General features: G+C 73.4%; 12 protein-coding genes. 8 read left to right on the plus strand and 4 right to left on the minus strand.

All coding sequences use genetic code 11. The annotated features are described in order from the left end of the window. Nucleotides 1-73 precede the first annotated feature (73 nt). Nucleotides 74-1,699: a hypothetical protein gene (locus IE249_RS34090; protein ID WP_229859910.1), complete on the minus strand. Its 1,626-nt coding sequence runs from the start codon at nt 1,697-1,699 to the stop codon at nt 74-76. A 239-nt stretch (nt 1,700-1,938) separates the two neighbouring features. Between IE249_RS34090 and IE249_RS34095 the strand changes: the two genes are divergently transcribed. Continuing rightward, on the plus strand, nt 1,939-2,418 hold the full coding sequence (locus tag IE249_RS34095) for an MSMEG_6728 family protein (protein ID WP_189711157.1): 480 nt from the start codon (nt 1,939-1,941) through the stop codon (nt 2,416-2,418). Nucleotides 2,419-2,483: 65 nt separating this feature from the next. On the opposite strand, the gene IE249_RS34100 is transcribed toward IE249_RS34095, so the two are convergent. Further along, complete coding sequence (locus IE249_RS34100) at nt 2,484-3,293, minus strand: SDR family NAD(P)-dependent oxidoreductase (RefSeq protein WP_189711159.1); 810 nt, start codon at nt 3,291-3,293, stop codon at nt 2,484-2,486. Nucleotides 3,294-3,486: 193 nt separating this feature from the next. Here IE249_RS34100 and IE249_RS34105 point away from each other — a divergent pair, with 193 nt between their 5' ends. The 3 genes from IE249_RS34105 (at nt 3,487) to IE249_RS34115 (ending at nt 6,651) form a co-directional block, all read left to right on the plus strand. Then, entirely contained in the window at nt 3,487-4,449 is a 963-nt protein-coding gene (locus IE249_RS34105) for a YihY/virulence factor BrkB family protein (RefSeq protein ID WP_229859916.1), read from the plus strand. A 99-nt stretch (nt 4,450-4,548) separates the two neighbouring features. Continuing rightward, nucleotides 4,549-6,240 carry a RecQ family ATP-dependent DNA helicase gene (locus IE249_RS34110; protein WP_189711163.1) on the plus strand — a complete coding sequence of 564 codons (1,692 nt, stop codon included), beginning with the start codon at nt 4,549-4,551 and terminating at the stop codon, nt 6,238-6,240. A gap of 129 nt (nt 6,241-6,369) precedes the next feature. Beyond that, entirely contained in the window at nt 6,370-6,651 is a 282-nt protein-coding gene (locus IE249_RS34115; RefSeq protein WP_189711165.1) for a hypothetical protein, read from the plus strand. A 63-nt stretch (nt 6,652-6,714) separates the two neighbouring features. Here IE249_RS34115 and IE249_RS34120 read toward each other — a convergent pair whose 3' ends face one another. Then, nucleotides 6,715-7,929, minus strand: a complete 1,215-nt coding sequence (locus tag IE249_RS34120; protein ID WP_189711167.1) for a chitinase — start codon at nt 7,927-7,929, stop codon at nt 6,715-6,717. 189 nt (nt 7,930-8,118) lie between these two features. Between IE249_RS34120 and IE249_RS34125 the strand changes: the two genes are divergently transcribed. Continuing rightward, a complete protein-coding gene (locus IE249_RS34125) occupies nt 8,119-9,138 on the plus strand; it encodes a sigma-70 family RNA polymerase sigma factor (protein ID WP_189711169.1) in 1,020 nt (339 codons plus the stop codon). Between the two features lie 63 nt (nt 9,139-9,201). Here the strand turns inward: IE249_RS34125 and IE249_RS34130 are convergent, their stop codons facing one another. Continuing rightward, nucleotides 9,202-9,372: a DUF5670 family protein gene (locus IE249_RS34130; RefSeq protein WP_189711171.1), complete on the minus strand. Its 171-nt coding sequence runs from the start codon at nt 9,370-9,372 to the stop codon at nt 9,202-9,204. 225 nt (nt 9,373-9,597) lie between these two features. Between IE249_RS34130 and IE249_RS34135 the strand changes: the two genes are divergently transcribed. The 3 genes from IE249_RS34135 to IE249_RS39445 form a co-directional block, all read left to right on the plus strand. Further along, nucleotides 9,598-10,671 carry an NAD(+)/NADH kinase gene (locus tag IE249_RS34135; protein ID WP_189711173.1) on the plus strand — a complete coding sequence of 358 codons (1,074 nt, stop codon included), beginning with the start codon at nt 9,598-9,600 and terminating at the stop codon, nt 10,669-10,671. 204 nt (nt 10,672-10,875) lie between these two features. Continuing rightward, nucleotides 10,876-11,409, plus strand: a complete 534-nt coding sequence (locus tag IE249_RS34140; RefSeq protein WP_189711175.1) for an SRPBCC family protein — start codon at nt 10,876-10,878, stop codon at nt 11,407-11,409. Further along, nucleotides 11,402-11,888 (plus strand): phytoene desaturase family protein (locus tag IE249_RS39445; protein WP_229859918.1); only part of this gene is annotated, 487 nt, incomplete at its 3' end. The genes IE249_RS34140 and IE249_RS39445, both read left to right, overlap by 8 nt.

Raw genomic sequence — 11,888 nt, forward strand, 5'->3', positions numbered from 1 at the left:
CGGGTGATCGGATCCCAGGACATGTCCACCAGCTGCGCGGGCCTGCGCCCCGCCGAACGGGACTCCGTAGCCGTCATCTCGGTTGCTGCCCCTCGCTGTGAGTGTCCGATGGTTCGGTGCGGACCGGACCGGTCGAGTCCGGGAGTGGTTCCAGTTCGCCGGGCCGGAAGTAGTGGAAACGGCCGTACCAGAAGTGCAGTTCGGCGGCGGGGTCGTCCTCGAGGGTGACCGCGACGTGCACGCTGCCGTCCACGTCGTGGAAGACGGCGGCGACCTCGGCGGTCCGTCCCTTGAGGAACATGTCCTGGACGTCCGCGCCCCGGCCGCGCGGCCGCAGCCGGACCCGGCTGCCGCCGCCCAGGCGCACGCCGTCGACGACCACCGTGTCGGTCGACGGGGACAGGCCGTCGTCGGCCCCCTCCCGCCACCACGCGGGCCGCTCGGCGGGCTCCGGGCCGGCCTCCACGACCGAAGCGGCGGCGTCCGGGACCGAAGCGCTGGCCTCCGGGACCGCGGCGGTGACCTGCGGGTCCGGGGCGGTCCGCGGGACCCGGTCGGCCGGGGAGAGCGAGCGGATCGCGCCGTGCAGCCGTGCGAAGACCTCGTCCGGCATGTTGTCGACCCGGTCGAGGATCCGGGCCGCGCGCGGATCGGTGGCCCGCGCCTCGCGCTTCTCCTCGTCGGTCAGCAGCATCGTGCGCAGCGTCAGGATCTCGTCGATCTCCGCCGCGTCGTGCAGGTCGCCCGGGCTCTCGGGCGCGATCTGCGGATGGTCGGGCAGGATGATCGGCGAGGACAGCAGCACTTCCCCGGTGGCTCCGTCGCCGTGGCGGGCCTCCTCCGGCCCGGGCGGATCGCCGCCGAGCACCGGGAAGGTGAACTCGTTGCGGCAGGCGCGCACATGCTCCGCCAGGCCGGCCGGCGGGTCGATCGCCGAGGCGAACTCCACTCCCTCGCCGCCGATCAGCGTGTGCGTGGCGATGAGCGCCTCGCGCAGCGCCCGCTCGCGCGTGGCCCCCGGATCCGCCGCCCGCCCGGTGTTCTCGGTGCGCACCCGGAGCCGGACCAGGTCCGGTGCGAGCCGCTCAGCCGTCAGCATGGTGACCGCGTGGACTTCCGCACGCCCCCGCACCACGCGTCCGAAGTCCCCGGGCAGCGTCTCGGTCCGCTCGTCCGCCGCCGCGCCCACCGGGAAGGTGCGCCCGGCGCCGGTCAAGTCCCCCAGGCGGACGGTGAGTTCGGTTTCGCAGGGCACCGCCTCGTCGAACGTCAGATGCTCGGTGCCGTCCGGCGTGCGCAGCGACTCGACGGCATGGTGCCGGCCGTCCGGGCCGGCCTCCTCCACCTGCTTGTGCTGCATCTGCAGGCCGCGCACCTTCACCCGTACGACGGCATCGGGTCCCGGAACCCGCAGCACGCACTCGGTCTGCTGGTACCAGGAGTCGGCGGAGCCGGACACACCGGCCGGCACGGGCCCGTCGCGCTCCACCCAGTCGCGGGGCAGCAGGACGCCGAACTGCCACCTGACCCGGTTCTTGGCCGACGAACGGCGGTACGGATACAGCAGGTAGCCCTCGTAGAGCACGGCGTCGGCCACCGCGCCCAGCCGCTCGAAGGCCTGCCCGGGGCGCGCGGCGGAGCCCCCGCGGGCCGCGGCGGCGGTGCTGGACGGGCCACGCTCGGCCACGGCATCGGGCATCCGGCCTCCTCGGAGTCGTGCGTGCGCTCGGAGTCGTGCGTGCGCCATCCCTTCCACCGCGCACCCGCCCCGCACGCTCCGCGCACGCCCCTGCGCTCCTAAGGCCCAGCGAGGTTCGTCCGTCCAGCGGAACGCGCGGAGCGCCGCGCGGACGGGCCGTGCCGGGGCTCGGGCCGCACACTCGGTGGAGGGCCGCCCGCATCGAGGGGCCGGCCGCCCCGATCCCCTCGGACGGTGCCATGCAGACCTTCCTGCCGTACCCCGGCTTCACCGAGTCCGCCCGGACGCTCGACCGCCGCCGGCTCGGCAAACAGCGGGTGGAGGCGCTGCAGGTGCTGCGCGGCCTGACGGTCCCCGGGTACGGGTGGCGCAGGCACCCGGCGGTACGCATGTGGGCGGGCTACGAGGAGGCCCTGGTGCGCTACGGCCTGGACGTGTGCCATGTCTGGCGCGACCACGGCCACCAGGACAGCTGCGCGGCCACCCTCGTCTCCGACCTCGCCGCGGTCCGGCCCGGCGCCCCCGTGCGCGAGCAGCCCGAACTGGCCGCCGCGGGCGAGCTGCCGCCCTGGCTCGGCGACGAGGCCTTGCACCGCAGCCACCGCTCGGCGCTGGTGCGCAAGGACCCGGAGCACTACGGCCCGCTGTTCCCCGGGGTGCCGGACGACCTGCCGTACGTCTGGCCCGCGTCGGACCGCGAGGCCGAGCAGGCCCCGTAAGTCCCGTAAGTCCCGCAGGCCCCGCAGGCTCCGCAGGCCCCGCAGGCCCCGTAGGACACGACCGTCTACGAACGGCCGGCGTCGGCGTTCTCCTCGCCCGTGCCCGGCTCGGCCATCCTGCGGTGCGCGGCGGCCTTGGCGCTGTCGGGCAGCACCTTGCCGGCGGCCCCCTGGAGCTTCGTCTTCAGTGAGCCCGTCACCACCTTCTTGCGGCCCTTCATCACCGCCTCGAAGGCCTGCTCGGCGACCTGCGCGGGGTCGTCCTTGTCATCGGTGCCGATCTTGGTGTCGCCCATGCCGGCCCGCCGGAAGAAGTCGGTGTCGGTCGGTCCGGGCAGGAACGCGGTGACCGAGACACCGCTGTCCTTGACCTCGTCCTGGAGTGCCTGAGCGAAGGACTGCACGAAGGACTTCGAGGCGTTGTAGACCGACTGGAAGGGGCCCGGCATGGTCGCGGCGATGGAGGAGGTGAACACCAGGCTGCCCTCGCCGCGTTCCGCCATGTCCCGCAGCAGAGGCTTGGCGAGCCGGACCGTGGAGGTCACGTTCAGGTCGATCACCGACAGGTCGTCGGCCAGTTCGGTGTCGACGAAGGCGCCGCCCTGCCCCACGCCGGCGTTGAGGGCGGCCACGTCCACGTGCAGGCCCGTCGTGGCGGCGACCAGGTGGTCCACGCCCGAGGGGTCCCTGAGATCGGCGCGCACCGCGCGCACCTCGGCGCCCGCCTCCCGCAGCCGTTGCGCCGCGTGGTCGAGCCGGTCGTCCTCGGCGTTGACGATCAGGTCGTAGCCGTGCTCGGCGAACTGCCGGGCGAGTTCGTATCCGATTCCGCTGGAGGCCCCGGTCACCAGGGCCAGGGGCTTGTTGTCGTCCATGGGGACGGAGTAACCGCGCACACCACCGGCAACCCTCCGAGCTGGGCCCCGCGGCGCCGCCCCCGTGAATGAAACCGCCTGGCCAGGGCACCGGAAAGGGGTGGCGCCCGACAGGAGCACACCTCCGCACGACGGTGCGGGAAAGCGCGGAGTGCTGGCCCGGCTGGATGGTTACCAACGACGCCACCGCTGGGTGGGTCTGCCGCTGGCCGTGCTGTACAAGTTCTACGACGACCAGGCGGCCTACCTCGCCGCGCTGATCACGTACTACGGCTTCCTGGCGCTCTTCCCGCTGCTGCTCCTGCTCGTCGCGCTGCTCAGCTCCTTCCTCAGCGGCAGCCCCCGTCTGCAGCACCAGGTGCTGAATTCGGCGCTGAGCGAGTTCCCGGTCATCGGCGACCAGATCGGCCAGAACATCCGCTCCTTCCACGGCAGCACCGTCGCCGTCGTGATCGGCGTGGCCGGCAGCGTCTACGGGGCGCTCAACGTCGCCCAGGCCGTCCAGCACGCGCTGAACAAGATCTTCGCGGTGCCCCGGCACACCCGTCCCGACCCCTTCCGCTCCCGCCTGAGAGGGGTCAAGTTCCTGGTCCTGCTGGCGCTCGGGCTGTGCGTCACCACGCTGCTGTCCACCGCGACCGAGTGGGCCTCCGGGCTGTTCGGCGCCCGGCTGGAGACCGGTGTGCGCGTCGTCGCCGACCTCCTGGCCGTCCTGCTGTACGCCGCCCTGGTGATGGGCAGCTTCCGCCTGCTGTCCAGACGGCAGCTGCCCCTGCGCCTGATGTACGGCCCGGCGCTGGGCGCGGGATGCGCCTGGCAGGCGCTGCTGTGGGGCGGCACCTACTACGTCGGGCACGTGCTGCGCGGGACCACGGCGACCTACGGCCTGTTCGGCATCGTGCTCGGCCTGTTCGCGTGGATCTACCTCGGCGCGCTGGTGTACGTCTTCACGGCGGAGATCTGCGCGGTGCGCTGCATGCGGCTGTGGCCCCGGAGCCTGCTGAGCCCGTTCACCGACCGTGTCCACCTCAGCGCGGGGGACCGCCGGGCCTACCGCTCCTACGCGACCACGGAGTCCTTCAAGGGCTTCCAGAAGATCAGCGTCCACTTCGACCCGCCCCCGCACGCGGACGACGACGGCGAACACGGGCCCTGAACGGCAGGAATGTCCCCGCGACTTGTGCGGCTGCCGCCGGGGTACCCGGGGACGTCGCGCGGGCCGCCACCGGATCCGCGCCGAGTGCGAGGAGCCGGGATGGGCAGTGGGCGAGCGGAACGGCACGAGGACGGGGCCGGGCGCCTGCGCCGGACCGCCGCCGGCGTGTTCGGCTGGGAGTCGCTGCGCCCCGAGCAGCTGACCGCGATGGAGTGGGTCCTCGAGGGCCGCGACACGCTGGTCGTCATGCCGACGGGCTCGGGCAAGTCCGCCGTGTACCAGGTGCCGGGGATGCTCCTGGACGGCCCCGTCCTGGTCGTCTCCCCGCTGCTGGCGCTCCAGCGCGACCAGATCGCCGGGCTGCCCGAGGGGGAGGGGGCGCCCGGGGCCGTCGCACTGAACTCCGGTCTCACGGCGGCCGAGGAGAGGGCCGCCTGGCAGGCCGTGGAGGAGGGCGCGGCCCGCTTCGTCCACCTGGCGCCGGAGCAGCTCGCCAAGGACGAGGTCCTCACCCGGCTGGCCGAGGCGCGCCCCGCGCTGGTCGTGGTGGACGAGGCGCAGTGCGTCTCGTCCTGGGGCCACGACTTCCGGCCCGACTACCTGCGCCTGGAACAGGCCGTACGGCGGCTGGGAAGGCCCCCGGTGCTGGCGCTGACGGCCACCGCGGCCCCGCCCGTGCGCGAGGAGATCGCCGCGCGGCTCGGCATGGACCGGCCGCGGATCCTCGTGACCGGCTTCGACCGCCCCAATATCAGGCTGGAGGTGCGCCGCTTCCCGGACGAGGACGCACGCCGCCGGGCCGTGACGGAGCGGGCCGCCGCCGAGCCCAAACCGGGCCTGGTCTACGCGGCGACCCGCAAGGAGACCGAGTACTACGCCGGGGAACTGGCCGCGCTGGGGCTGGCCGCCGAGGCCTACCACGCGGGGCTGCGCGCCGCCGAGCGCGACCGGATCCACGAGGCGTTCCGCTCGGGCGCGGCCGACGTCGTCGTGGCCACCTCGGCCTTCGGGATGGGGATCGACAAGGAGGACGTGCGGTTCGTGCTGCACGCCGCGCTGCCCGGGTCGCTGGACGCCTACTACCAGGAGATCGGCCGCTGCGGCAGGGACGGCGAGCCGGCCCTGGCCGTGCTGCACTACCGGCCGGAGGACACCGGCATGCAGACCTATTTCGCCGTCCGCACGGCGGGCCGGGACGCGCTGGGCGAGGTCGCCGGCGCCGTCCACGACCACCGGCACGACCCGGCGGACGTGGACGGACTGCGCCGGGAGACGGGCATGTCCCGCAACCGGGTGACGGCCGCGGTGAACCTGCTGGAGGAGGCCGGCACCGTCACCACCGGCGACGCCGGCGAGGTGCGTCCCGTCTCCGGCACACGGCCCGCCGAGGCGGCGGACGAGGCCGCGCGCACCGCCGACGCGCACCGGCGCACCGACCGGACCCGGGTGGAGATGGCGCGGGCCTACGCCGAGACGACCGGCTGCCGGCGGCACTTCCTGCTCGGCTACTTCGGCCAGGCCTACGAGGCACCCTGCGGCGCCTGTGACACGTGCGAGAACTCCGAGGCGGCTCGGACACGGGCTCCGGAACGCCCAGCGCACCCCGACGCGGCCCGCTACCCAGTGGGCACGCGGGTGCGGCACGGTCAGTGGGGCGAGGGCTCGGTGCTGAGCGAGGACGGCGACCGCATCACCGTCCTGTTCGACGAGGCCGGCTATCGCACCCTGGCCCTTCAGACCCTGGCGGACCACGACGGCCTGCTGGCCGTGGTGAGCCGCCCGGGCGGTTGAGTGCGCGGGGTGCGGAGCCCTCCGGACCGGGTGCGGGGCCGTTCGGCCCTGTGCACGGCGGGACGGACGGGCTCACGATCGAAGCAGTTCCACGTCGACACCTGGAGGCAGGAAAGGAGGCTGGTGACCATGGTCTGGGCGTCATGGACGACGACAGGGGTCTTCACCGGACAGGGAGGCGCCCGTACCGAGGAGGCGGGGACCGTCTCGGGCGACCTGACCGTGCACACCACATGGGACGGGCAGCTGGCCGACGTGGCGGTGCAGTACAGCGGGACCTCGCAGTGGTTCACGCTGAGCGGCAGCCCGGTGCCCTGCCACACCGAGCGGGACAGCAGGCAGCTGCACCAGGTGGTGGTGGAGGCGGTGCGGGCCGGCGGGGCGACGGTTCCCCAGGGCTCGCACCTCTGAACCGCCGTGCGCGGCCCCGCGGAACCGCTTCGCGGGGCCGCGCACGTCAGGGACGCCGGGCCGTCAGCAGGCGCCCTCGTCCTCCCACGGGCGCCACTGGGCCGCGCCGGGGACCTCGTTCTGGGTCCACCACTTGGCCTTCCAGTTGTGCTTGCCGTACGACACCTCGTTGCCCTGGGTGTAGACGGCGCCGGAGCTCCAGGCCGGCTTGCACCCGGTGCCCGGGGGCGTCGGGGTCGGCGTCGGCGTGGGGGTGGTGCTCGGCGGGGTCGCCCCGGCGAACTTCACCGAGTACTTGGCGAAGTCCCAGGAGTTCTGCGCCACGCTGGAGCAGGTGCCCGAGGTGCGGCCGCCGTTGTCGGGCGGGGAGCACTGGCGGTCGCGGTTGAGGGACCAGAACGTGAAGCGGTCCATGTTGTGGCTGGTGGCGTAGTCCAGCACGGTCTGGAAGTCGGACTGGCTGAAGATCTCGCCGGTGTCGCTGCGGCCGTTCATGCCGGAGAAGCCCTCGTGGGCGTAGGCGGTCGCCTGGTCCCAGCCGAAGGTGGACTGCAGGATCTGGTTGAAGTTCGTCAGCGCGGAGGTCTGGGAGGCCGCGCCGTTGAAGCCGCCGTCGAAGGGCATGATGGAGAAGTTGTTCGGGGTGAACCCCTGCGACTTGGCCTCCAGCAGCATCTGCTTGCCGAACCAGCCGGTCCCGTCCGCCGTGCCCGCGGTGGTCACGGAGACGTAGAGCCCGGGGTTGTTCTGCTGGAGGATCTTGGCGGCTCCGATCTCGTTCTTGATCGCGGCCGTGTTCTCGTACTCCGGCTCCTCGAGGTCGAAGTCGATGGCGTGCAGGCCGTACTTGGTGATCACCTGCTGGTACGCCGCCGCCGTGGACGCGGCGTCCGAGCAGGCCTGGCCGAGCTTGGTGCCGCCGTAGCCGCCGATGGACACCGAGACGTCGCCGCCCTTGGCGCGGATGGTGCTGATCACCGACCGGACGGCGGTGTCGGAGGAGACGGGGGCCGTGCCGCCCCAGGTCGGGGAGCAGCCGCCGCCGTCGGGGGCCAGGACGAAGGCGAGCTGGAAGGCCTTCAGGCCGGTGGCGTCCATGATGGCGCCCGCGTCCGGCGGGTCGTTGTCGAGCGGCATGAGGTAGGGAGCCGCGGCGTACCAGCGGTCGCTCAGCGCGGTCGTCGCGCCCGAGGCGCTGCCCGCGACCAGGGCGGTGGTGCCGGCGGCGGCGATGCCTACGGCGGCCGCCGCGCCCAGACATGCGCGAAGACGTCTCACTGCGTGCCTCCAGTGGGGTGGGGAGAGGCCTCAGCTTCCTGACGCTGTTGCGAGCACGTCAAGCGATTGGTCTGGACCAGATGAGTCTTTGGACTAGACCATACGATTGCTTTACTCGATGCCCGGATCCCCGCGCGGCCCCCTGGGTACCCGGCCCCTCCGGTACGCGAGGAGATGAGGAGCGGCGCGATGGCTCCCGCGACACGGCGGACGGAAGCGTCCGCGCAGGGCGGCCGCCGGAACCGGGTGAGCACCGCGGGGCGCTACAACGCGGCCCCCGAGCCCGACGACGGGCCGGACCTGCTCGGCCAGTACCTCAGGCAGATCGCCGCCACACCGCTGCTCGACGCGGAGGGTGAGGTCCGGCTCGCCCGGCGCATCGAGGCCGGGCTGCACGCGAGACAGGAGCTGGACGAGGCCGGCGAACGGCTCGGCGGGCTCGCCCCGGAGCGCGTGCGGGAACTCGAGGACGCCGTGCGTGACGGCCAGGAGGCCAAGGACCACATGGTGCGGGCCAACCTGCGCCTGGTGGTGTCCATGGCCAAGCGGCACGCCCATCGCGGGCTGCCGCTGCTCGACGTCATCCAGGAGGGCAACCTGGGCCTCATCAGGGCGGTGGAGAAGTTCGACCACACCAAGGGCTTCAAGTTCTCCACCTACGCCACCTGGTGGATCCGCCAGGCCATCGAACGGGGCCTGGCCACCCACGCCCGCGCGGTGCGGCTGCCCATGCACGTCGTCGAGCAGCTGCACAAGCTCGCCAAGGTGGAACGCAAACTCCAGCTGCGGCTCGGGCGCGAACCCGCCGTCGAGGAGGTCGCCCGGGACGGCGGCCTCACCGAGGAGCGGGTGCTGTGGCTGCGCCGCGTGGGCCGGCAGGTGATCAGTCTCGACACCCCGGTCGACGACACCGGCGAGACGGTCGTCGGCGACCTCATACCGGACAGCGAGGTGCTGCAGGCCCCCGAGGTCGCCGAGTACCAGGCCCTCGCGGAGGAGCTGCGCGAGGCCGTCGACACGCTGGCCCCGCGCGAGGCGCTGATCCTCAGCCTGCGCTACGGACTGCACGACGGGCACCAGCGAAGCCTCAAGGAGATCGCCGAGCACGTCGGCCTGACCCGCGAGCGCGTGCGTCAGCTGGAGAAGCAGTCACTGGCCCTGCTGCGCGAACGCGAGCCAGGCGAACGGCTCATGGCGTGGGCGGGCTGACCCCGGCCCCGACGAACGGCGGATGCGCCCGGCGCGAACGCCGGGCGCATCTGGACGGGCAGGTCACCACCGGTACCAGCGGCCCCGGCGTCCACCGCTGCCCGCGGGCCGTACGACGAAGCCGAGCAGCCACACCACCAGGACGACGACCGCGATCCACCACAGGGCCTTGAGGGCGAAGCCCGCGCCGAAGAGGATCAGGGCGAGCAGAAGAACCAGCAGCAAAGGAACCATAGTTATCAACCTCCGAACCGCCGTCTGCCCGGCATTCGCAGGATAACTCGCCGAATTTACCAAGGTTTCCACGGCGAGACCGCGGGAATACGGATTCCTTTCACTCAGCCCGGCCGAGGCGTCGCCCCCGGCGTCCCCGGCGTCCTCAGGCGGCGTGGCGTTCCCCTTCCGGCTCCCGCGCGCGGAGAGGATGGCCCGTGGCGTCGAATCGACGGGGAGCCGGATGTGACAGTGCGCCGTATCGGACTGGTCGTGCACGGAGGACGGGCGGAGGCCGCCCTGGCCGCCGAGGCGGTGCGCTCCTGGTGCGGAACACGCGACGTGCAGTGCACGGACATCGACGTCTGGCACGACGGCGGACGCCGCAGCGCCCGCGAGGAGGTCGAGGCCGCGGGCGACCCCGACCTGGTCGTCACCCTCGGCGGCGACGGCACGTTCCTTCGCGGCGCCCGGCTGGCCGCCGAGAACGACGCCCTGGTCCTCGGCGTCGACCTCGGCCGGGTCGGATTCCTCACCGAGGTGCCCGCACCCGCCGTGCACGACGCGCTGGACGCCGTCGCCGAAGGACGCTGCACCGTCGAGAGCCGCATGCTGCTCACCATGCGCGCCTCCCGCCGCCTCGAAGTGCCCGCCGGCATCGAGGAACTCATGCGCTACGGCCGCGGCCCCCTGCTGCCCCCGCCGCGGGTGCGCCCCGACTGCGAGGCCGGCGGCGACTGGGGCGTCGCGCTCAACGTCACCGCGCTCAACGACGTCGTTCTGGAGAAGCTGGCCCGCGACCGCCAGGTCTCCGTCGGCGTCTACCTGGCCGGACGGCTCCTCGCCTCCTACTCGGCCGACGCCCTGCTGATCGCCACCCCGACCGGCTCGACCGCCTACAGCTTCGCCGCCGGCGGCCCGGTCGTCTCGCCCCGCGCGGACGCCCTCGTCTTCACCCCGGTCGCCCCGCACATGGCGTTCAACCGTTCCGTCGTGGCCGCGCCCGACGAACCCGTCGCCCTGCGCGTGCTCGAACGTTCCGGCCAGGCCGCCGTCAGCATCGACGGCCAACTGCGCGGCGTACTCGACCCGGGCGACTGGATCGGCGTCTACGCGGCCCCCCGCCGACTGCGGGCCGTACGCCTCGGCCCCATGGACTTCTACGGCCGGCTGCGCGACCGCATGAACCTCACCGACGCCCCCGCCGCGGTCGCCGACGGCACCCCGGCACCCCTGTGGCCGGTGACGACCGCACCGCCCGGGGACCTCGCGCACCTGGCCCTGCCCCGCGGGCCGGGCGGATTCCCGGACTGCGGGTGAGCGAGCGCCCGAGCGGACCCCGTGCGAGCGAGCACCCGACCCGACCCCGGGTGAGCGAGCGCCCGAATTGCAGCACTGCCGTCCGCCCCCGAACCTGGTAACGCCCCGTCCGCCGCCCGCCGCGCCGCACCCGGCCGGTTGGCCCGGGAGGCTCGGGGCACCCGGCGGTGACAGTTCCGCCGACCGTGACCTTCGGAGGCCCGCGTGGCAGTGCGTCACCGCCTGATCAAGACCAGTCCCGGGACGGTGTGGAACGTCCTCGCGGACGGCAACCGCTACGCCGAATGGGTGGTGGGCACCTCGACGTCGGAACCGGTGCGCGGCCACTGGCCCGAGGTCGACTCGGCCATCGCCTACGAGGTCCGGCTCGGGCCGCTGCGGTTGCACAACGAGACCGTCGTACGGCACTGCGAGGAGGGCTCCCTCCTCGAATTGGAGGCCAACGCGGGTTTCCTGGGCACCGCCAGGATCGCCGTGGAACTGCGGCCCTGGGGCGAGCACTGCCTGGTGATCGTGGACGAGCACCCGCTGCAGGGGGCCGGCAGCATCGTGCACAACGTCGGCACCGAGACGGTGATCCAGCTCCGCCACCGCGCGATGCTCGCCCGGCTGGCGAAGGTGTGCGAGGCCGACGGCACGGCCGCGAAGCGACGCGGCGAGGACCGCGGCGAGCATCGGCGGCCCGGTTCCGTGCCGGGCGCCTCCGGGCACCGCGCGCCCGGAGGCGGCCGTGCCTGACGCCGTGGTGATCGGGGCCGGCCCCAACGGCCTGGTGGCCGCCAACCTCCTCGCGGACGCGGGCTGGAGCGTGGAGGTCCTCGAGGAGCAGCCCGAACCCGGCGGCGGCGTCCGCCACGACCGGGGCGTGGACCCCGACTTCGTCAGCGACCTGTTCAGCTCGTTCTACCCGCTCGCCGCCGCCTCGCCGGTCCTGTCCGCCCTGCGCCTCCAGGACCACGGACTGCGCTGGAGCCACGCCCCCCATGTGCTCGCCCACCCGCTCAGCGACGGCCGCTGCGCGGTGCTCGACCGCAGCATCGACGTCACCGCCGGATCCCTCGACACCTTCGCCGCCGGGGACGGGGCGGCCTGGCGGCGCCTGCACACGGCGTGGGAACGCGTCGGCCCCGACATCCTGGACGCCCTGTTCACGCCGTTCCCGCCGGTCAAGGCCACGCTGAAACTCGCCGCCCGGCTGCGCGGCGCGGGCGGGCTGC

It is taken from the genome of Streptomyces anandii JCM 4720 (assembly GCF_014650655.1).
Classification (GTDB): domain Bacteria; phylum Actinomycetota; class Actinomycetes; order Streptomycetales; family Streptomycetaceae; genus Streptomyces; species Streptomyces anandii.

Coding starts and splice junctions, on each gene's coding strand:
- IE249_RS34125 (WP_189711169.1), top strand. CDS start 8,119: ATGGCTCCCGCGACACGGCGGACGGAAGCGTCCGCGCAGGGCGGCCGC.
- IE249_RS34090 (WP_229859910.1), bottom strand. CDS start 1,699: ATGCCCGATGCCGTGGCCGAGCGTGGCCCGTCCAGCACCGCCGCCGCG.
- IE249_RS34110 (WP_189711163.1), top strand. CDS start 4,549: ATGGGCAGTGGGCGAGCGGAACGGCACGAGGACGGGGCCGGGCGCCTG.
- IE249_RS34100 (WP_189711159.1), bottom strand. CDS start 3,293: ATGGACGACAACAAGCCCCTGGCCCTGGTGACCGGGGCCTCCAGCGGA.
- IE249_RS34095 (WP_189711157.1), top strand. CDS start 1,939: ATGCAGACCTTCCTGCCGTACCCCGGCTTCACCGAGTCCGCCCGGACG.
- IE249_RS34115 (WP_189711165.1), top strand. CDS start 6,370: ATGGTCTGGGCGTCATGGACGACGACAGGGGTCTTCACCGGACAGGGA.
- IE249_RS34130 (WP_189711171.1), bottom strand. CDS start 9,372: ATGGTTCCTTTGCTGCTGGTTCTTCTGCTCGCCCTGATCCTCTTCGGC.